At 74.5% G+C, this 19,675-nt stretch carries 14 protein-coding genes and 1 pseudogene; 11 read left to right on the forward strand and 4 right to left on the reverse strand.

All coding sequences use genetic code 11. The annotated features are described in order from the left end of the window. The 3 genes from CCN44_RS03765 to CCN44_RS03775 form a co-directional block, all read left to right on the forward strand. Positions 1-2,014 (forward strand): MFS transporter (locus tag CCN44_RS03765; protein WP_086696843.1); only part of this gene is annotated, 2,014 nt, incomplete at its 5' end. Between the two features lie 143 nt (positions 2,015-2,157). Continuing rightward, entirely contained in the window at positions 2,158-4,599 is a 2,442-nt protein-coding gene (locus tag CCN44_RS03770) for an ATP-binding SpoIIE family protein phosphatase (protein ID WP_086696844.1), read from the forward strand. Positions 4,600-4,706: 107 nt separating this feature from the next. Further along, positions 4,707-5,426, forward strand: a complete 720-nt coding sequence (locus tag CCN44_RS03775) for a class I SAM-dependent methyltransferase (RefSeq protein WP_059254217.1) — start codon at positions 4,707-4,709, stop codon at positions 5,424-5,426. A 23-nt stretch (positions 5,427-5,449) separates the two neighbouring features. On the opposite strand, the pseudogene CCN44_RS45850 reads toward CCN44_RS03775, so the two are convergent. Continuing rightward, positions 5,450-5,584, reverse strand: a pseudogene (locus CCN44_RS45850) (TetR family transcriptional regulator); the annotation flags it as partial. A 451-nt stretch (positions 5,585-6,035) separates the two neighbouring features. Further along, entirely contained in the window at positions 6,036-6,503 is a 468-nt protein-coding gene (locus CCN44_RS03785) for an RICIN domain-containing protein (RefSeq protein ID WP_059254219.1), read from the reverse strand. Positions 6,504-6,665: 162 nt separating this feature from the next. Here CCN44_RS03785 and CCN44_RS03790 point away from each other — a divergent pair, with 162 nt between their 5' ends. The 6 genes from CCN44_RS03790 to CCN44_RS03815 all read left to right on the forward strand — a co-directional run bounded on the left by CCN44_RS03790 (position 6,666) and on the right by CCN44_RS03815 (position 16,153). Continuing rightward, positions 6,666-10,463 carry an nSTAND1 domain-containing NTPase gene (locus CCN44_RS03790; protein ID WP_086696845.1) on the forward strand — a complete coding sequence of 1,266 codons (3,798 nt, stop codon included), beginning with the start codon at positions 6,666-6,668 and terminating at the stop codon, positions 10,461-10,463. 75 nt (positions 10,464-10,538) lie between these two features. Further along, the gene (locus tag CCN44_RS03795; RefSeq protein WP_059254222.1) at positions 10,539-11,372 is read left to right on the forward strand and encodes a M55 family metallopeptidase; all 834 of its coding nucleotides are present in this window, start codon (positions 10,539-10,541) and stop codon (positions 11,370-11,372) included. After that, on the forward strand, positions 11,365-12,681 hold the full coding sequence (locus tag CCN44_RS03800; RefSeq protein ID WP_059254224.1) for a M20/M25/M40 family metallo-hydrolase: 1,317 nt from the start codon (positions 11,365-11,367) through the stop codon (positions 12,679-12,681). The genes CCN44_RS03795 and CCN44_RS03800 overlap by 8 nt, the downstream gene beginning before the upstream one ends. A gap of 3 nt (positions 12,682-12,684) precedes the next feature. Further along, positions 12,685-14,652 (forward strand): LpqB family beta-propeller domain-containing protein, encoded by a 1,968-nt coding sequence (locus CCN44_RS03805; RefSeq protein WP_059254226.1) that lies wholly within the window; start codon positions 12,685-12,687, stop codon positions 14,650-14,652. After that, positions 14,649-15,572, forward strand: coding sequence for a S66 peptidase family protein (locus CCN44_RS03810; RefSeq protein WP_059254228.1), 924 nt, complete (start codon positions 14,649-14,651; stop codon positions 15,570-15,572). The genes CCN44_RS03805 and CCN44_RS03810 overlap by 4 nt, the downstream gene beginning before the upstream one ends. Before the next feature lie 17 nt (positions 15,573-15,589). Beyond that, a complete protein-coding gene (locus CCN44_RS03815) occupies positions 15,590-16,153 on the forward strand; it encodes a GNAT family N-acetyltransferase (protein WP_059254230.1) in 564 nt (187 codons plus the stop codon). Here the strand turns inward: CCN44_RS03815 and CCN44_RS03820 are convergent. Then, positions 16,141-16,488 carry a VOC family protein gene (locus CCN44_RS03820; RefSeq protein WP_086696846.1) on the reverse strand — a complete coding sequence of 116 codons (348 nt, stop codon included), beginning with the start codon at positions 16,486-16,488 and terminating at the stop codon, positions 16,141-16,143. The genes CCN44_RS03815 and CCN44_RS03820 overlap by 13 nt on opposite strands. 81 nt (positions 16,489-16,569) lie before the next feature. Between CCN44_RS03820 and CCN44_RS03825 the strand changes: the two genes are divergently transcribed. Beyond that, complete coding sequence (locus tag CCN44_RS03825) at positions 16,570-16,986, forward strand: phage holin family protein (protein WP_059254234.1); 417 nt, start codon at positions 16,570-16,572, stop codon at positions 16,984-16,986. A 54-nt stretch (positions 16,987-17,040) separates the two neighbouring features. Here CCN44_RS03825 and CCN44_RS03830 read toward each other — a convergent pair whose 3' ends face one another. After that, entirely contained in the window at positions 17,041-17,997 is a 957-nt protein-coding gene (locus CCN44_RS03830; protein WP_059254236.1) for an LLM class F420-dependent oxidoreductase, read from the reverse strand. 206 nt (positions 17,998-18,203) lie between these two features. Here CCN44_RS03830 and CCN44_RS03835 point away from each other — a divergent pair. Continuing rightward, positions 18,204-19,675 (forward strand): NAD(P)/FAD-dependent oxidoreductase (locus CCN44_RS03835; protein WP_086696847.1); only part of this gene is annotated, 1,472 nt, incomplete at its 3' end.

The raw sequence follows: 19,675 nt of genomic DNA on the forward strand, positions 1-19,675 counted from the left end.
CCAGCTGATCGCCTACCGCGCGCTCCAGGGCGTCGGCGCCGGCGGGCTCATGATCGGTGTCCAGGCGATCATCGCCGACATCGTGCCGCCCCGGGAGCGCGGCCGGTACATGGGACTGATCGGCGCCGTCTTCGGCCTCGCCTCCGTCGCCGGGCCGCTGCTCGGCGGCTACTTCACCGATCACCTGTCCTGGCGCTGGTGCTTCTACGTCAACGTCCCCTTCGGCCTGGTCACCCTCGCCGTCGTCGCCGTCGTCCTGAAGCTCCCCAGGCCACGGGCGCGCGCCCGGCTCGACGTCCTCGGCGCGCTGCTGCTCGCCGCCGCCTCCACCTGCCTGGTGCTGCTCACCAGCTGGGGCGGCACCGACTACGCCTGGGACTCCCGGCAGATCCTCGGCCTCGGCGCCGGCGCCCTCGCCGCCACCGTCCTCTTCCTCGTCGCCGAGCGCTTCGCCGCCGAACCCCTCATCCCGCTCCGGCTGTTCCGCGACTCCGTGTTCACCCTCAGCGGCCTGGTCGGCCTGGTGATCGGCGTCGCCCTGTTCGGCGCCGCCAGCTATCTGCCCACCTTCCTGCAGATGGTCGACGGGGCCAGCGCCACCGAGTCCGGGCTGCTGATGCTGCCGATGATGGCCGGGATCGTCGGCGCCTCCGTCATCGGCGGGCAGCTCATCAGCCAGACCGGCCGCTACAAGATCTTCCCCGTGCTGGGCGGCGCCGTCGCCACCGTCGGCATGTGGCTGCTGTCCCGGCTCCAGACCGACACCCCCCGGCTGCACTACAGCATCTGGATGGCCGTCCTCGGCGCCGGCATCGGCCTGGTGATGCCCGTGCTCGTGCTCGCCGTGCAGAACTCCGTGCGCCCCGCCGACCTCGGCAGCGCCACCAGCGCCAACAACTACTTCCGGCAGATCGGCGGCAGCGTCGGCGCCGCCGTCTTCGGCACCCTCTTCGCCGACCGGCTCACCGACGCCCTGCGCCGGGAACTGCCCCCGCGCGCGGGCACCGGCCTGCCCGACCCCGACTCGATCACCCCGCAGCTCGTCCACGCGCTGCCCCCGGACCTGCGCGACGCCTACGTCCGCGCCTACGCCGACGCGATGCCCCGGATCTTCCTCTACCTCGTCCCGGTGCTCGCCCTCGGCCTGCTCATCGCCTTCTTCCTCAAGGAGAAACCACTGGTGTCCCACAACACCGCCGAAACGGAGCCGCAGACCGTGACCGCCTCGATCCCCGGCGCCCGCGCGCCCTACGCCGCCGGGGTCCCCGTCTGCGGCACCGTGCAGCACCCCGACGGCACCGTGGTGCCCCGCGCGGCGCTCACCCTCATCGACGTCGCCGGGCAGCAGATCGGCCGGGGCGCCAGCGGCGAGGACGGGCGGTACGCGCTCAGCACCCCCGGCTCCGGGTCGTACGTGCTGATCGCCGCCGCCGGCGGGCACCAGCCACAGGCCGTCTCCGTCACCGTCGGCGAACGCCCCGTCGAACTCGACGTCGTCCTCGGCGGCGCCGGACGCCTCGCCGGCAGCGTGCTCACCGCCGACGGCAGCCCCGTACGGGACGCCACCGTCACCCTCACCAACGTGCACGGCGAGGTCGTCGCCGCCACCCGCAGCGGACGCGAGGGCGGCTACGTCATCACCGAGCTGGTCGCCGGCGAGTACACCCTCGCCGCCAGCGCCCCCGCCTTCCGGCCCGCCGCGCTCCCGGTCACCGTGCAGGCGTCCCGGGAGACCCGGCAGGACATCGAACTCGCGGGCGGGGCCGTGCTGAAGGGCACCGTCCGGGCGAGCGGCGGACGGGCCGTGGAGGACGCGCGCGTGACCCTGCTCGACGCGGCCGGCAATGTCGTCGACACCCTCACCACCGGACCCGACGGAACGTTCCGGTTCGTCGATCTGTCCTCCGGTGAGTACACCGTCATCGCCGCAGGTTACCCGCCGGTCGCCACGGTGTTGCAGGTCGCGGGGGGTGGCCGCACGGAACGCGATCTCCAACTGGGCCACGAGGACTGAGCGGGGGCGCGGAGCCGCGCGCCGGAGCGATCCGGCCGGAGCAATTCCAGGATTGCCACACATCGCGACCGGACGCCGCCGTACCGTAGTGGGCGGCGGGACAGATCGTTTGCGGACAGCCGTGGGGAGAGAGGGCCTGGGCCATGGACCGTGGCAGCGAGCGGGACACAGCTCCCGGGCGCGGGGCCGGCGAGCTCGCGGCGGGCCGGATTCCGCTGGCGGTGGTCGTTGTCGACCGGGCCGGGCTGGTGTCCCACTGGAGCAGCGGCGCGCGGCGCCTGTTCGGCGTGGCCCGGGAGGACGCCGTGGGCCGTCCCGCGGCCGACCTGCTGCCGGTCTCCGGCACTCTCCCGGACGACGCCCCGGCACCGGACGCCTTCACCGCGCACGACGGACCCGGCCCCGACCTGGAGTCCTCGCTCGACGGGTACACCGGGTACGCCACGGCCGGCCGCGCCCGCCTCTGCCCGCCCGCGCAGGCCTCCGGCGACGAGCGGCTCGATGTCCTGTGGTGGGCCTACCCGCTGGTCGGCCCGGGCCCCTCCCGGCTGCTCGTGCTCGCCGCCGACGCCACCCGGCTGCGCGCCGAACGAGGCCACGACGACGAGACCGCCGAGCGGGTCTCGCCCGGCTTCGCCCGCCACACCGAACTGCCCGCCTCCGCGGAACTCGAACGGCGGCTGCCCGACATCCTGCCCAACATGGGACCGGGAATCAGCGCCCGCATCGTCTCGCAGGTCCTCGAACTCGGCTACCCCGTCCTGGAGTTCAGCCAGTTCGAGCGGGTGCCCGTCAGCCCGTACTGGGGCGTGCCCCGCCGGCCCGGCCGCACCCGCGCCGAAGCCGTCGTACCGCAGCAGCGGTCACCGGCCGTGATCCCGGCCGGCGCCGAACAGGACCTGGAGTACGCCGCCGTCCGCGAGCGGCTGGAGTTCCTCAACGAGGTCAGCTCCCGCATCGGCTCCTCCCTGGACCTGGGCGAGACCATCCGCGAGGTCACCAGCGCCGCCGTACCCCGGTTCGCGGACTTCGCCGGCACCCATCTGCGCGCCGCGGTGCTGGCCGGCGAGGGCTTCCCGGACGGCCCGCCGGACGCCACCACCGTGATGTTCCGGGTCTGGGTCGAGCACAACGACGAACCGGGCCGCTGGGACGACACCGTGCCCGTCGGCGAGGCCTTCGCCTTCCCCGAGCACACCCCGTTCTACCAGTGCATGGTCACCGGCGAGCCGGTGCTCGTGCCACGGGTCACCGACGAGCTGAGCGAGCGCATCTCCGGCGAGTTCGAGAAGCGCGACCTGAGGCCGCTCATCGGTGGCCGTTCGCTGCTGATCGTCCCGCTCAAGGCACGCAACGTCGTCCTCGGCTTCATGGTGCTGATGCGCCGCCCCGACCGGCCGCAGTTCGACGACATGGACCGCACCACCGGCGCCGAACTCGCCGCCCGCGCGGGCCTCGTGCTCGACAACGCCCGCATGTACACGTACCAGGAGAACGTCGCCGACACCCTCCAGGACAGCATGCTGCCGCGGATCACCCCGCGGATGGCCGGCTGCGACGTCGCCACCCGCTATCTGCCGGGCACCCGGCTCGGCCGGATCGGCGGCGACTGGTTCGACACCATCAAGCTGCCCGGCTCCCGCACCGCCCTCGTGGTCGGCGACGTCATGGGGCACGGCCTCAACTCGGCGGCGATGATGGGTCAGTTGCGCACCGCCGTCCAGACCATGGCCGCCATGGAGACGCCGCCCGCCCAGCTGCTGCGCAATCTGGACGACCTGGCCCGCAGGCTCGGCGACACCTACCTCGCCACCTGCCTGTACGCGGTGTACGACCCGATCCGCGGCGACCTGACCCTCGCCAACGCCGGCCACATCCCGCCCGTGCTGGTCCGCGCCGAGGACGGCGGCAGCGAACTGTTGGAGCTGCCCACCGGCGCGCCGATCGGTGTCGGCGGCGTCCCGTTCGAGGCCGTCCGGGTCCCGGTCCGGCCCGGTGACCGCCTGGTGCTGTGCACCGACGGCCTGGTCGAGGTGCGCGGCTCCGACATCGGCGAGGGGCTGGCCGCGCTCTGCGAATCCGCCGCCCACCCCGCGGCCTCCATGGACGACGCCTGCGACACCATCATCCGTGCCCTCAACACCCGCGGCGGACGCAAGGACGACGTCGCCCTGCTCATGGCCCGCCTCAACGGCATCCCCGACGACCACGTCGCCGAATGGCGGCTCGACCCCGACCCGCGCGAGGTGGCCCGGGCCCGCCGCCTGGTCCGCGAACGCCTCCTGGACTGGGGTCTGCCGCAGGCCGTCGAGACGGCCGAACTGCTGGTCAGCGAGGTCGTCACCAACGCCGTCCGGCATGCCGCGAGCGACCGGATCGGCCTGCGGATCGTCCGCACCGACGCGCTGCTGTTCGAGGTCACCGACGACGAACCGGCCCTGCCCGCCATGCTGAACGCCGGCCCCTACGACGACGCGGGCCGCGGCCTGCGCGTGGTCAGCCGGCTGGCCCGGGAGTGGGGCGCCAGCGCCACCGGGCACCGCAAGACCGTCTGGTTCGAACAGGCCCTCGGCGCAAGCGGCTGACGGAGTGGCCGGGGGCCGTACATCCGGTGAAGGTGGCCACCCGACCCTTGCCGTGCGCCCGGGCACCGCGATATCCCGATCACGGAATCGAACCGTGGGGAGAACGCATGAACGTCTCGGACAACTACCGCAATGCCTGGGAGAGTTACTGGAGTGAGACCTCCGACGCCCGGGGCGAGGCGATATGGGACTCCGATCCCGCGCTGAGCGCCGCGCCGCACAGCGACCTGCTCCTGCCCCACGCCGACCCGGACCGTACGATCGTCGACCTCGGCTGCGGCAACGGCACCCAGACCCGCTACCTGGCCACCCGGTTCGCCCGCGCCGTCGGCGTCGACCTCTCGCACGCCGCCGTCGAGCACGCCCGCCGCGCCGCGAACGGCGACCCCGTCGAGTTCCAGCAGCTCGACCTCACCGACGCCGAGGCCGTGGAGGCCCTGCACCGGCGGCTCGGCGACGCCCATGTCTACATGCGGGCCGTCATCCACCAGAGCGAACCGGCCGCGCGGCCCGCGGTGGCCGCCGCCGTCGCCCGGCTCATCGGCAGCGCGGGCCGTGCCTTCGTCGTCGAACTCACCTCCGGCTCCCGGGACGTGCTGCGGCGAGCGGCGTCCGAACCGGCCGGCCCGCCGCCCAAGCTCCAGCGCGTCTTCCAGCACGGCCTCAAGCCCGCCGACGCCCCCGACGAGGAGATCCCGCGGCTGCTCGCCGAGGCCGGCCTCACCGTGCTGGCCGAGGGCGAGACGACGTTGCCGCAGACCGAGTACCTCGCGGACGGCACCCGGATCGACCTGCCGGCCCACTGGTTCGTCCTCGGCAGGGCCTGACCGGCCCCGGGGCCGCCGCCGGTGGCCAGGGCGCGGTGCAGGGTCAGGCCCTCGATGAGCGCGTCGAGCCGGCGGGCGGTGTCCGGGGCGAAGTGCTTCTCCGGGTGGACGCGGCTGCGGCGCATCCAGGCGTGGGTGAGTTCCCGGTAGGCGGGCCGGTGATGTGGAGGTGGCTGCGGCTCCCCGGTTCCGGACCGGGGACGTCGTGCGGGTGCGTGTCTCCCCGCAGGCCCGCGCAGGGGTCTGGCCGGTGCGGAAGCGACCGTCGGGCACCCGGACTGCGACGGGGACCCCGACCCCGCTCACCGGACGGCGACGGTGTGGTGCGGGGGCCGGCACGGTGACCGGTCCGGGGAAGACGTGGGCCCGCTCGCCGCACCCTGCCGTGACCGCGGGCCCGTTACCTCGTCCGGGTGACCGCGGGCCGTTCCGGCGCGGTCTCGTCCGCGGTGCGCGAGTCTCGTCCTTGTCGGGGTCCCTTCTGCCCGGGGGAGTCGTGGAGGCATGCCCGCACAGCAGGCCGGCGCCGAGCAGGCCGGCGAGCCGGAGCCGGCGGTACGACGGCGGCGCCCGGCCCGGCACAGGTCGTGCCGGGCCGGGCCACCGGGGTCAGAAGTCCCAGCTCTGGCTCCGCGCCCCGTTGCAGCTCCAGCTCACCAGGAGCTGGCCGTTCTCCGGCCGGCCGCCCAGGATGTCGAGGCACTTGCCGTTCATCCGGCTACGGATCTCGGAGCCGTTCCGGAACCACTTCTGGTTGCTGCCGCCGGTGCAGTCCCACATGCTCACCGCGCCCTGGTCACCCGGATGGAAGGCGTAGATCTCCAGGCACTTGCCGTTCAGGCCGGACCGGATCTGCTCACCGTCCCAGCGCCATTGCTGATTGGTGTTGCCGTGGCAGTCCCACGTCACGGTGGAGGCGCCGTTCTCCTGGTGGAACATGAAGATGTCGGCACACCTTCCGTTCAGGTTGGACTTGAGCAGTGGTGCCGCGGCGTAGGCCGGCGGGCCCGTCAAGGTCCCGCCGACCGCGAGCCCGACGGCCGCCAGCAGCGGGAGCAGTCGTTTCACGGTGTTCATGCTTTCCCTCCGTACAGCCGGTGCGCGGTTGCGCTGGCCCATGTGTAGGCGCCCCGGGTTGTCCGGCGCCGGGCCGCGGACCGCCGGACAACAACAGCCGGACAGCGACAGCCCGGCACGCCCCGCGTCGCGGCCGGGGCGAGGCGGCAGAAAGGAAGACCCGTGCCACGCGCCGAACGCCCCCTCGACCCGGACACCGGTCCGCTGCCGCGCTTCGCGGCCGACCTGCGCAAGCTGCGCGAGGCGGCGGGACGGCCGCCCTACCGGGAACTGGCCCGCAGGGCCCACTACTCGTCCACCACGCTGTCGGACGCCGCGGGCGGGCGTACCTTTCCGAGCCTGAGCGTCACCCTGGCGTACGTGGCGGCGTGCCGGGGCGACTGCCGCGCCTGGGAGGCCCGTTGGCACGCGGTCGCCGCCGAGCTCGCCGTCGGCACACCTGGCGACGAGCCCGCGGACGCCGGCCCGGAGGGCGCACCGTACGCCGGGCTGTCGGCGTTCCAGCCGGAGGACGCCGACCGCTTCTTCGGGCGCGAGCGGCTGACCGGCGAGGTGCTGGCCAAGGTGCGCGACCGCCGGTTCCTGGCGGTCTTCGGGCCGTCCGGGTCGGGGAAGTCCTCGCTGCTGCGGGCGGGGCTCGTCGCCCGCGCACGGGCGGCGGGGTGGCCGGTGCTGCTCTTCACGCCGGGGCCCCGCCCCGTGGAGGAGTGCGCGGTCCGCCTGGCCACGGTCACGGGAGAGGCCCCCGGCGCGCTGCTGACCGAACTGCGCGACGATCCCGCGACGCTGCACCTGCGGATCCGGCAGGCCGTGCTCGACCGCGCGCCCGACATCGACACCCTGATCGTGGTCGACCAGTTCGAGGAGGTCTTCACCCTCTGCCGGGACCGGGACGAACGGGTCGCGTTCCTCTCCCTGCTGATCACGGCCGCCACGGCGACGACCAGCCGTACCCGGGTGGTCCTCGGCGTGCGCGCCGATTTCTACGGCCACTGCGTCCAGGACCCCCAACTGGTGGAGGCCCTGCGCGACGCGCAGATCGCGGTCGGCCCGATGAGCAGCCAGGAGCTGCGCGAGGCCATCACCCGGCCGGCCGCGCTCGCCGGCTGCACGGTGACCGGCCCGCTGCTGGCGGCCGTGGTCGCGGACGCCACCGGCCAGCCGGGCGCGCTGCCGCTGGTCTCGCACGCGATGGTGGAGACCTGGCGCCGCCGCAGCGGCAACCGCCTGACCCTGGACGGGTACCTGGCGGCCGGCGGAATCCAGCACGCGCTCGCGCAGACCGCGGAGGTCGCGTACCGGGCGTTGTCGCCGGCGCAGCGGAACGTCGCCAGATCGCTCTTCCTCCGGCTGACCGCGCTGGGCGTCGGGACCGAGGACACCAGGCGCCGGATCAGCAGGGAGGAACTGGACCCGGGCCCCGACACCGCATTCGTCCTCGAATCCCTCGCCCGGCAGCGGCTGGTGACGCTGGACGAGGAGTGCGTCGAGATCACCCACGAGGCGATCATCCGGTGCTGGCCGAGGCTGCGCGGCTGGCTGACCGAAGACCGGGACCGGCTGCTCCTGCACCGGCAGCTCACCGAGGCGACCGCCGGCTGGGAGGCGCAGGACCGCGACCCGCACGCCCTGTACCGGGGTGCCCGGCTCGCCGCGGCACTGGACCTGGCCGCCGCGGACGGCAGCCGGCTCACGTCCAGGGAACGGCGCTTCCTCGACGCGAGCAGGGACGCGCAGGCCGGCGAGACGGCGGCGGTCAGACGGCGGACGGTCCGGCTGCGGCAGCTGGTCGCGCTGCTCACCGTGCTGGTGGTCGTCGCGGTCACCGCGGGCGTGCTGGCCGTCGGCTCGCGCGGCTCGGCCATCCGGCAGCGCAACGTGGCCATCGCGCGGAAGGCCGCCGCGGACGCGGCCGAGGTCCGGCCGCAGAACCCGGCGCTCGCCGCGCAACTGAACCTGGCCGCCTACCGGCTGGCCGCCACGTCCGACGTCCGCGACCAGCTGATGAGCGCGTTCGCGACGCCGTACACGAGCCGCCTCACCGGCCACGGATCCGACGTGGTCTCGGTCTCCTTCGCCCCGCACAGCACGCTCCTGGCCACCGCGAGCTGGGACCGCACGGTCCGGCTGTGGGACGTCGGGGACGCCCACCGCCCCGTCCAGTCGGCGGTCCTGCACCAGCCCGGGCGGATGCTGGCGGTCGCGTTCGGGCAGGGCGGACGCGTCCTGGCGGCGGCTGGCGAACGGTCGGTACGGCTGTGGGACGTGGCGAACCGGCGAGCGCCCACCGAGCTGAGCACCCTGCCGGCCCAGCGGGCCGCGCCGACCTGGGTGGCGTTCCGGCCCCGCGGCGACATCGTCGCCACCGGTCACACCGACGGTGCGACCCGGCTGTGGAACGTGCGAGATCCCCGGCGTCCCTCGCTCGTGGCCACCCTCCCCGGCCACACCCACGTGGTCACCTCGACGGCGTTCAGCCCGGACGGGGACACGCTGGCGACCACCGGCGACACCACCGCCGTGCTGTGGGACGTCACCGACCCCGCGCGTCCGCGCCGCCTCGACGTGCTCCGCGGCCACACCGACACGATGACCTCCGTGGCGTTCAGCCCGGACGGACGGACGGTGGCGACCGGTGGCTGGGACCACACCGCACGGATCTGGTCCATCGGCAGCGGCCGGCGGACGCGGCCACCGGTCGTCCTGCACGGCCATTCCGCGATCGTCTGGTCGGTGGCGTTCCACCCCGACGGCCGCACGCTCGTCTCGACCGGCGGATCCACCCTGTTCTGGGACGTCGCCGACCCCGCACGCCCCCGGCGCGTCGGCGTGATTCCCGGTGGGGCCTACCAAGCCGCGTTCAGCCCGGACCGCCGCATGCTCGCCAACTCCGACCGGCTGCTGAACCTGGCGGACCTCACGCTCGGCACCCACGACGACGTGGTCACCTGCCTGGCGTTCGCCCCGGGCGGCCGTCTGCTCGCCAGCGCCAGCTGGGACGGCAGCGCACGCCTGTGGCAGGTCACCGGCGGCCGGGCCCTGTGGTCGCGGGCGATCCTGCGCGGGCACACCAGGTTCGTGCGGTCCGTGGCGTTCAGCCCGGACGGGCGCACCCTCGTCACCGGGAGCGAGGACACCACCGTCCGCGTCTGGGACGTGACCGAACCGCGCCGCCCCCGGCTCACGGCGGTCCTCACCCCCGACGCCGGCGAAGTCGCCGGGGCCGGCTTCAGCCCCGACGGCCACCTGCTGGCCGTGTGGGCGCACGACGCGACCGGACTGTGGGACCTGACCGATCCCGGCGGCCCCCGGCCGGTGGGCCGGATCACCGAGGGCGGGCCGCCCGTCACGACGGCGTCGTTCCGGCCGGACGGCCGCACGCTGGTGACGAGCACGGGCGAGTCCGGCTCCCTGCGCCTCTGGGACATCGGCGATCCGCGCAGCCCCCGGGAACTGCCGTCCCCGTTCCGGTCCGACCCGCTGACCCATGGCGTGTTCAGCCCCGACAACCGGACGCTGGCCGCCGTCCACCGGACGGACCGGACGGTCTGGCTGATCGACATCGGTGACATCGGTGCCATCGACGGCACCGGCCGCCCGGCGAAGGCGGCGCGGCTGCGGGCGTCCGGCTCCTGGCTCTACCCGCCGGCCTTCTCCGCGGACGGCCGCCGGCTGGCAGCCGGTGCCGCCGACGGCCAGGTCCTGCTGTGGGACGTGCACGGCACGGCTGCCCCCGCCGTCCTCGCCGGCCACGCGGACCCGGTGCCGGCCGTGGCGTTCGGCCCGCACGGCGACACCCTGGCCACCGGCGGCAACGACTTCACGATCCGGCTGTGGGACACCCGCCCGGACCGGGTCGCCGCCCGCGTCTGCGACAGCGCGTACCCGCGGATCACCCGGGCCGCATGGGCACGGTACTTCCCGGCGGTCGACTTCACCCCGCCCTGCCCGGCCCCATGACGTCCGGCCGGCCCGCGCGCGAAGCCCTCTCCGCCTCATAGGAAGTTCCCCCTCCGGCGCGTAACGTGGACCAGCATGAAGATCCTCATCAGTGCCGACATGGAGGGGGCCACCGGCGTCACCTGGCCCGCCGACGTGCTGCCGGGGACGCCGCAGTGGGAGCGGTGCCGCTCGATGTTCACCTCGGACGTGAACGCCGCCGTGGAGGGCTTCTTCGACGGCGGCGCCGACCGGGTGCTCGTCAACGAGGCCCACTGGACCATGCGCAACCTGCTGCTTGAGCGGCTCGACGAGCGGGTCGAGATGCTCACCGGCCGGCACAAGGCGCTGTCCATGGTGGAGGGCGTCCAGCACGGCGACGTCGACGGCATCGCGTTCGTCGGCTACCACGCGGGCGCCGGCATGGAGGGCGTCCTCGCCCACACCTACCTCGCCAACCAGATCACCGGGGTGTGGCTGAACGGCGTCCGGGCCAGCGAGGGTCTGCTCAACGCGCACGTCGTCGCCGAGTACGGCGTCCCCGTCGTCCTCGTCACCGGCGACGACATCGCCTGCGAGGACGCCCTCGGCTATGCGCCCGAGGCACGGAAGGTCGCCGTCAAGGACCACGTGTCGCGCTACGCCGCCGTGTGCCGGACACCGGCCAGGACCGCGGCCGACATCCGCGCGGCGGCCAAGGAGGCGACCGGGCTGGCGGTCCGTCACCCCCCGGTGCGCGGCGGGCCGTTCACCGTCGCCGTCGAGTTCGACGCCGAGCACCTCGCGTCGGCCGCCACGGTCGTCCCCGGCGTGGCGCGGACCGGGGAGCGGAAGGTGGCGTACACCAGCTCCACCATGTACGAGGGGATCAGGACGTTCAAGGCGGTCACCACGATCGTCTCTGCCGCCGTGGAGGAGCAGTATGGCTGACCAGCGGGCCGATGAGCTGGCCCTGGCCGAGGTCGTGGAGTTCACCTCGGGTCTGATCCGCATCGACACCACCAACCGGGGCGGCGGGGACTGCCGGGAGCGGCCCGCCGCCGAGTACGCGGCCGAGCGGCTGGCCGGGGCGGGGCTGGAACCCCTGCTGCTGGAGCGCACCCCGGGCCGTACCAACGTGGTGGCCCGGATCGAGGGCACCGACCCGTCCGCCGACGCGCTGCTGGTCCACGGCCACCTCGACGTCGTACCCGCCGAGGCCGCCGACTGGCGTGTCCACCCGTTCTCCGGCGAGGTCCGGGACGGCCTGGTGTGGGGGCGCGGCGCCGTCGACATGAAGAACATGGACGCGATGATCCTGGCGGTGCTCCGGTCCTGGGCCCGGCAGGGCGTACGGCCCCGCCGCGACCTCGTCATCGCGTTCACCGCCGACGAGGAGGCCAGCGCAGAGGACGGCTCCGGATTCCTCGCCGACCGGCACCCCGAACTCTTCGAGGGCTGCACGGAAGGCATCAGCGAGTCGGGCGCCTTCACCTTCCACGACGGGGCCGGCCGGGAGATCTACCCGATCGCCGCGGGGGAGCGGGGCACCGGCTGGCTCAAGCTCACCGCGCGCGGCCGGGCCGGGCACGGCTCCAAGGTGAACAAGGAGAACGCGGTGACCCGGCTGGCCGCCGCCGTCACCCGCATCGGCGAGCACGAGTGGCCGCTCCGCCTCACCCCGACCGTGCGGGCCGCCCTCGCCGAACTCGCCGCCCTCTACGGCATCGACGCCGACTTCACCGACGTGGACCGGCTGCTGGAGAAGCTCGGCCCGGCCGCCCGGCTGGTCGAGGCGACCGTCCGCAACAGCGCCAACCCGACCATGCTGGACGCCGGTTACAAGCTCAACGTCATCCCCGGCGAGGCGGTCGCCCATGTGGACGGGCGGTATCTGGCGGGCACCGAGGAGGAGTTCGCCGCCACGCTGGACGAGCTGACGGGTCCGGACGTGCAGTGGGAGTTCGCGCACCGCGAAGTGGCCCTCCAGGCACCGGTGGACGCGCCGCTGTTCGCGCGGATGCGGGCCGCCGTCGAGGAGTTCGCGCCCGGCGGGCACGTGGTGCCGTACTGCATGTCGGGCGGCACGGACGCCAAGCAGTTCTCCCGGCTCGGCATCACCGGCTACGGCTTCACCCCGCTGAAGCTGCCCGCGGACCTCGACTACGGGGCGCTGTTCCACGGCGTGGACGAACGGGTGCCCGTCGAGGCGCTGCACTTCGGGGTCCGGGTACTGGACCGCTTCCTGCGGACGGCCTAGCCGGTGGGGGACGAGGTGCTGAGGTCGCCGTACGGATCCTGGCCGTCGCCCATCGACGCGGCGCTCGCCGCCGCGCACGACGGACGGCCGGAGTGGGTGGATTTCGTCGGGGACGAGATCTGGTGGACCGAGCCCCGGCCGGCCGAGGGCGGCCGGCGGGCCCTGGTGCGGCGACGGGCCGCGGGGGGCGAGGAGTCGGTGCTGCCCGAGCCGTGGAACGTGCGCAGCCGGGTCATCGAGTACGGCGGCCGGCCCTGGACCGGGGAGGTCCACGACGGCCGGCCGCTGATCGTCTTCGTGCACTGCGCCGACCAGCGGCTGTACCGGTACGAGCCCGGCGGCGAGCCCGTCCCGCTCACCCCCCGCTCCGCGGTGGGCGGCGGCCTGCGCTGGGCCGAGCCCCGGCTGGACCTCGCCCGCGGTGAGGTGTGGTGCGTGCTGGAGGAGTTCACCGGGGACGGACCCGACGACGTCAGGAGGCTCCTGGCCGCCGTACCGCTGGACGGCTCGGCCGCCGACGACCGCGGTGCCGTCCGGGAGCTGACCGGCGCCCGGCACCGGTTCGTCACCGGCGCCCGGCTCTCCCCGGACGGGCGGCGGGCCGCCTGGCTGGGCTGGGACCATCCGCGGATGCCGTGGGACGGGACGGAGCTGCTGGTCGCCGAGGTCACGGAGGACGGCCGGCTGACCGAGCCGCGGACGGTGGCCGGCGGACCGGACGAGGCCGTCGCCCAGGTCGAGTGGGCGCACGACGGCAGGCTGCTGTACGCGAGCGACCGCAGCGGCTGGTGGAACCTCTACCGCGACGGCGCCCCTCTGTGCACGCGCGAGGAGGAGTTCGGCGGGCCCCTGTGGCAGCTCGGCCTGCGCTGGTTCGCGCCGCTGGACGACGGGCTCCTGGCGGTCGTGCACGGCCGCGGTGCCGCCGTCCTCGGGATACTGGACCCGGAGTCCGGCGAGATCGTCGACGCCGCCGGACCCTGGACCGAGTGCACCCCCACCCTCGCCACCCACGGCCGGCGGGTCGTCACGGTCGGCGCCGGCCCGCGCACCGGGTACGAGGTGATCGAGCTGGACACCGGCACCGGCCACGCCCGCGTGGTCGGCGCCCGGCACCGGGACCCCGTCGACCCCGCCCACTACCCGGAGCCGCGGATCCGCACCTTCCGCGGCCCCGACGGCCGCGAGGTGCACGCCCACGTCCACCCGCCGCACCACCCCGCACGGACCGCGCCGGACGGCGAACTGCCGCCCTATGTCATCTGGGCGCACGGCGGGCCCACCAGCCGGGCGCCGCTCGTGCTGGACCTGGCGGTCGCCTACTTCACCTCGCGGGGCATCGGGGTCGCCGAGGTGAACTACGGCGGCTCCACCGGGTACGGCCGGGCCTACCGGGAGCGGCTGCGCGGACAGTGGGGCGTGGTCGACGTCGAGGACTGCGCGGCCGTCGCCCGCGCCCTCGCCGACGAGGGCACCGCCGACCCCGCACGGCTGGCGATCCGCGGCGGCAGCGCCGGCGGCTGGACCGCCGCCGCCTCCCTCACCACCACCGACGTCTACGCCTGCGGCACCATCGTCTACCCGGTGCTCGACCTCGCCACCTGGGGCCCCGGCGAGACCCACGACTTCGAGTCCCGCTACCTTCAGTCGCTGATCGGCCCGCCCGCCGAGGTGCCCGCCCGGTACGCCGAGCGCTCCCCGACCGCGCACGCCGACCGGCTCACCGTGCCCTTCCTGCTGCTCCAGGGCACGGACGACGTCGTCTGCCCGCCCGCCCAGTGCGAGCGCTTCCTCGCCCGGATCGCGGGCCGGGGCGTGCCGCACGCCTACCTCACCTTCGCCGGGGAGGGGCACGGGTTCCGCCGGGCCGATACCATGATCCGCGCCCTGGAGGCGGAACTGTCCCTGTACGCCCAGGTGTTCGGGCTGGAGCCGACACCATCGGTACCGAAGGTGGAGCTGACCCCGTGAACGAACTCGTCCGGCCGCGCCGGCTGGCCCCGGGCGCGCGGGTCGCCGTCGTCGCCCCCAGCGGGCCGGTGCCCGAGGAACGGCTCCAGGCGGGCCTCGACGTACTGCGCGGCTGGGATCTCGACCCGGTCGTCGGCCCCCATGTCCTGGACCGGCACCCCGAGTTCGGCTACCTCGCCGGCACGGACGCCGACCGCGCCGCCGACTTCCAGAACGCCTGGTGCGACCCCACCGTGGACGCCGTGCTGTGCGCCCGCGGCGGCTACGGCGTGCAGCGCATGATCGACCTGCTCGACTGGGACGCGCTGCGGGCGGCTGGGCCCAAGGTCTTCGTCGGGTTCAGCGATCTCACCGTGCTGCACGAGGCCATCGCCACCCGCCTGGGACTGGTCACCCTGCACGGGCCGATGGCGGCCGGCATCGACTTCCTCAAGAACGCGCGGGCCCAGGAGCACCTGCGGGCCACCCTGTTCGCCCCCGAGACGGTCCGCACCATCGCCTCCGGCGGCACGGCCCTGGTGCCCGGCCGCGCCCGCGGCACCACCCTCGGCGGCTGCCTCTGCCTGCTCGCCGCGGAACTCGGCACCCCGCACGCCCGGCCCGCCGCCCGCGGCGGACTGCTCTGCCTGGAGGACGTGGGCGAGGAGACGTACCGGCTGGACCGGTACCTCACCCAACTCCTGCGCGCCGGCTGGCTGGACGGGGTGCGCGGAGTGCTGCTCGGCTCCTGGGCGGACTGCGCCGACTACACCGAGGTGCGCCCCCTGCTGGTCGACCGGCTCGGCGGACTCGGGGTGCCGGTCGCGGAGAACGTCGGCTTCGGCCACGGCGAGGGGGCGCTGACCATCCCGTTCGGGGTCGCGGCCGAGCTGGACGCGGAGGCGGGCACGCTCACGCTGGACGAGCCGGCGCTGCTCTGACGCCGTAGGCTGGCCGGATGCCGCACCCCCCGTCCCGCCACCTCGCCGAGGGCCCGCGCGTCGCCCTCCGCCCCTTCACCCTCGACGACGGCCCGGAGTTCACCGCGCGGGCCCGGGAGAGCAAGGACCTGCACCGGCCGTGGCTGTTCCCGCCGGACAGCGACGAGGCGTACGCCGACTACGCCGGCCGGCTCATCGAGGACCCCGCCCGGGTCGGCTTCCTGGTCTGCGAGAAGGACAGCGGGGCCATCGCCGGCTTCATCAACATCAACAACATCGTGCGGGGCGGCTTCCAGTGCGGCGCCCTCGGCTACGGCGCCTTCGCGCACGCGGCCGGGCGGGGCCTGATGCGCGAAGGACTGGAGCTGGTGATCGGGTACGCGTTCGGGCCGCTGGGCCTGCACCGGCTGGAGATCAACGTCCAGCCCGGCAACGCCGCCTCCATCGCCCTCGCCCGGGGCGCCGGCTTCCGCCTGGAGGGCTTCTCGCCGAACATGATCTACGTCGACGGGGCCTGGCGCGACCACGAACGCTGGGCCCTGACCACCGAGATGCGCACGGAAGCGGCTCAGCCGCGCTGATCCACGTACTCGAAGACCGAGCCGTCCGGATGCATCGCCAGCAGATTCCGGCCCACCGGCGTCGGCACCGGCCCCGCGATGATCCTGGCGCCCAGCCCGGTCAGCAGCCGGTGGGCCTCGTCCACGTCCTTCACGGCGATCGTGGCCGCCACCTTGCGCAGGATCTCCAGCTCCTCCTCCGGTCCGCTCATCAGCAGGAAGGAGCCGATCGCGGCGACCTGCACGCCGCCGCGCTGGAAGCGCTGCGCTGTGCCGCCGGACAGGCTCTCGTAGAAGGGGATCGCGGTGTCGAGGTCGTCGACGCAGATGCGCAGCGTGGCGCCCAGAATCTCCATGCCCCCGAGCCTAGTTGGCGTCCCCGGCGGCGCGCAGGCCCCCCCGCGTTACCCGCTGTGCCCGGCGGGTACCCGGAGGGTATGGACCGTTTGGATCACCTGGAACATCTGGACAAGCACCTCGTCGAAGAGCTGGCTCAGGTGGCACGCGAGACGGTACGCGACGAACTGCGGGAGCAGTCCCGCAAGCGGCGCCGCACCGCCATGCTCTACGCCGCGTCGGGCGCCGTCGCCCTGTACGCGGGCGGCGCGGTGGCCCTCGCCGTGGGCCTGGCCCTGGCGACCGCCCTGCCCGGCTGGGCCGCGGCACTGATCACCGCGGTGCTCCTGGGCGCGCTGGCCTACTGCCTGCGCGGCGCCGCCCACTCCGGGCACCGGCAGCACCCCCCGCAGCACGTGGTGGGCGGCGCGCCGCCGGCCACCCCGCCGACCGGCCTCGGCATGCCGTACCCGCCGATGCCGCAGACCCCGCCGGAGACCCCTCACCACAGGGCCTGACGGGGAGGGAAGGGGCGAGGAGGGGTGGTGCGGCCGACCTCACCACCCCCCCGCTCACCCGCGAAGCTGCGGCAGCACCTTCGTCCGGTAGAAGTCGAAGAACCCCCGCTGATCGGGACCGATCTGGTTCACGTACACCCGGTCGAACCCGGCGTCCGCGAACGCCTTCAGCGCCGACACATGTTCGTCGACGTCGTCCCCGCACACCGACTGCTCCCGCACCATGTCCTCGGTGACCAGCTCGTGCAGCTGCTCGAAGTGCCGGGGCGAGGGCAGCACCTGCCCCATCTCGCCGGGCAGCAGCTCGTTGGGCCAGAGCCGGTGCACCGTACGGACGCACTCCTCGCGGTCGGTGCCGTAACAGACCTTCGTGCCGCCGCTGACCGGCTTGGCCCCGCCGCCGCCCTCGCGGAACCGGGTGACCATCTCCTCCTCCGGCGTCATCGTGATGTAGCCGTCGCCCACCCGCGCGGCCAGCGCGGTCGCCTTCGGGCCGAAGCCGGAGATGTCGATCGGGACGGGCTCGTCGGGGACGGTGTAGAGGCGGGCGTTCTCCACGGTGTAGTGGGTGCCGTGGTGGTTGACCTCCTCCCCGGTGAACAGCCGGCGCATCACCTGGATCGCCTCCTCCAGCATCTCCAGGCGCACGGGCAGCGGGGGCCAGCGGTCGCCGAGGATGTGCTCGTTCAGCGCCTCGCCGGTGCCCACGCCCAGCCGGAAGCGGCCCTCGGTCATCACCGCGCTGGTCGCCGCGGCCTGCGCCACGACCGCCGGGTGCATCCGTACGGTCGGGCAGGTCACCGCGGTCTCGACGGGCAGCGACACCGCCTCCGACAGCGCGCCGATCACCGACCACACGAACGCGCTCTGCCCCTGGGCGTCGTTCCACGGGTGGAAGTGGTCGGAGATCCACAGTGCCTGGAAGCCGGCCTGCTCCGCCATCCGGGCCTGTTCGACGAGGGCTGCGGGGTCGTGTTCCTCGCTCGCCAGGAAATAGCCGTACTCGGGCATGGGGAAACCTCCGCGCGGACGAAGCCCGTGGTGGTGTGATCCGGTCCCGGCCCGGGTAACCGAGGCCGGCCCGGGCGAAACGCGGGCACCGGCGGGACGGCGTTCGGGTGCCCGGACCGGCGTACGGGTGACCGGCCCGGCGTTTGGGTGCCCCGGCCCCGGTTACGCGGAAGACCTCGGACGAGCCACACCGCCGGAGGCGCACCGTGAGCCGACCTCGCGTCGTGATCGTCGGCGCCGGTTTCGCCGGGTACCGGGCTGCCCGCACCCTGGCCCGGCTCACCCGGAACCGGGCCGACATCACCCTGCTGAACCCGACCGACTACTTCCTCTACCTGCCGCTGCTGCCGCAGGTCGCCGCCGGCGTCCTGGAGGCCCGCCGGGTCACCGTGTCGCTGCCCGGCACCCTGCGCGGGGTGCGCCTGGTGCTCGGCGAGGCGGACGGCGTCGACCTGGACGAGCGCACCGTCCACTACTCCGACCCCGAGGGCGGCGCGGGCAGCCTGCGGTACGACCGGCTGGTGCTGGCCGTCGGCAGCGTCAACAAACTGCTGCCCGTCCCCGGTGTCGCCGAGCACGCGCACGGCTTCCGCGGGCTACCCGAGGCGCTCTACCTGCGCGACCATGTGACCCGGCAGGTGGAACTCGCCGCCGCCGAGGACGACCCCGGCCGCCGCGCCGCCCGGTGCACCTTCGTGGTGGTCGGCGCCGGCTACACCGGCACCGAGGTGGCCGCCCATCTTCAGATGCTCACCGACCGGCTGGTCCGCCGGCGCCCCCTGCCCGGCGGCCTGCGCCCCCGCTGGCTCCTGCTGGACGTGGCGCCGCGGGTGCTGCCGGAGCTGGACGAGCGGCTGTCCCGTACGGCCGACCGGGTGCTGCGGGCGCGGGGTGTCGACGTGCGGATGGGCACGTCGGTGAAGGAGGCCACCCGGGACGGGGTGCTGCTCACCGACGGGGAGTTCGTGGCCTCCCGGACCCTGGTGTGGTGCGTGGGCGTACGACCCGATCCGCTGGTGGAGGCCGTCGGGCAGCCGCTGGAGCGCGGCCGGCTGATCGTCGATCCGCAGCTGCAACTGCCGGGCCGCGCCGACGTGTTCGCCTGCGGGGACGCGGCCGCCGTGCCCGACCTGGAGCGTCCCGGGAGCTTCACCCCCATGACGGCGCAGCACGCCTGGCGGCAGGGCCGGGTGGCCGGCGAGAACGTGGCCGGCTCGCTCGGTCTCGGCCGGCGCCGGCGTCCGTACCGCCACCGGGACCTGGGCTTCGCCGTCGACCTGGGCGGGGCCCGGGCCGCGGCCAATCCGCTCGGCGTCCCGCTGTCCGGCCCGGCCGCCGGTGTCGTCACCCGCGGCTATCACCTGGCCGCGCTGCCCGGCAACCGCATCCGGGTCGCCGCCGACTGGCTGCTGGACGCCGTACTCCCGCGCCAGGGCGTCCAGTTGGGCCTCGTCCGGTCCTGGTCGGTCCCGTTGGACACGGCCTCACCGGAGCTGGCGCGGGTACCGGGAGGGCCGGACCGGCCGTCGGCCCGAACAGGAGGCGAACCCATGACACGCGAGTCGGCACCCGGCACGGATCCGGGGCGGCGGACGGCCGCGGAGCCGGGAAAGACCGAGCCGGCCGCCGAGCCCGGGGACAACGGGCCGGCTACCGAGCCCGGGGACAACGGGCCGGC

It is taken from the genome of Streptomyces tricolor (assembly GCF_002155905.1).
GTDB lineage: Bacteria > Actinomycetota > Actinomycetes > Streptomycetales > Streptomycetaceae > Streptomyces > Streptomyces tricolor.

What these genes read in the sequence shown, in the direction of transcription:
- CCN44_RS03795 (WP_059254222.1), top strand. Translation starts at nt 10,539, where the DNA reads ATGAAGATCCTCATCAGTGCCGACATGGAGGGGGCCACCGGCGTCACC.
- CCN44_RS03800 (WP_059254224.1), top strand. Translation starts at nt 11,365, where the DNA reads ATGGCTGACCAGCGGGCCGATGAGCTGGCCCTGGCCGAGGTCGTGGAG.
- CCN44_RS03815 (WP_059254230.1), top strand. Translation starts at nt 15,590, where the DNA reads ATGCCGCACCCCCCGTCCCGCCACCTCGCCGAGGGCCCGCGCGTCGCC.
- CCN44_RS03770 (WP_086696844.1), top strand. Translation starts at nt 2,158, where the DNA reads ATGGACCGTGGCAGCGAGCGGGACACAGCTCCCGGGCGCGGGGCCGGC.
- CCN44_RS03785 (WP_059254219.1), bottom strand. Translation starts at nt 6,503, where the DNA reads ATGAACACCGTGAAACGACTGCTCCCGCTGCTGGCGGCCGTCGGGCTC.
- CCN44_RS03820 (WP_086696846.1), bottom strand. Translation starts at nt 16,488, where the DNA reads ATGGAGATTCTGGGCGCCACGCTGCGCATCTGCGTCGACGACCTCGAC.
- CCN44_RS03830 (WP_059254236.1), bottom strand. Translation starts at nt 17,997, where the DNA reads ATGCCCGAGTACGGCTATTTCCTGGCGAGCGAGGAACACGACCCCGCA.
- CCN44_RS03775 (WP_059254217.1), top strand. Translation starts at nt 4,707, where the DNA reads ATGAACGTCTCGGACAACTACCGCAATGCCTGGGAGAGTTACTGGAGT.
- CCN44_RS03825 (WP_059254234.1), top strand. Translation starts at nt 16,570, where the DNA reads ATGGACCGTTTGGATCACCTGGAACATCTGGACAAGCACCTCGTCGAA.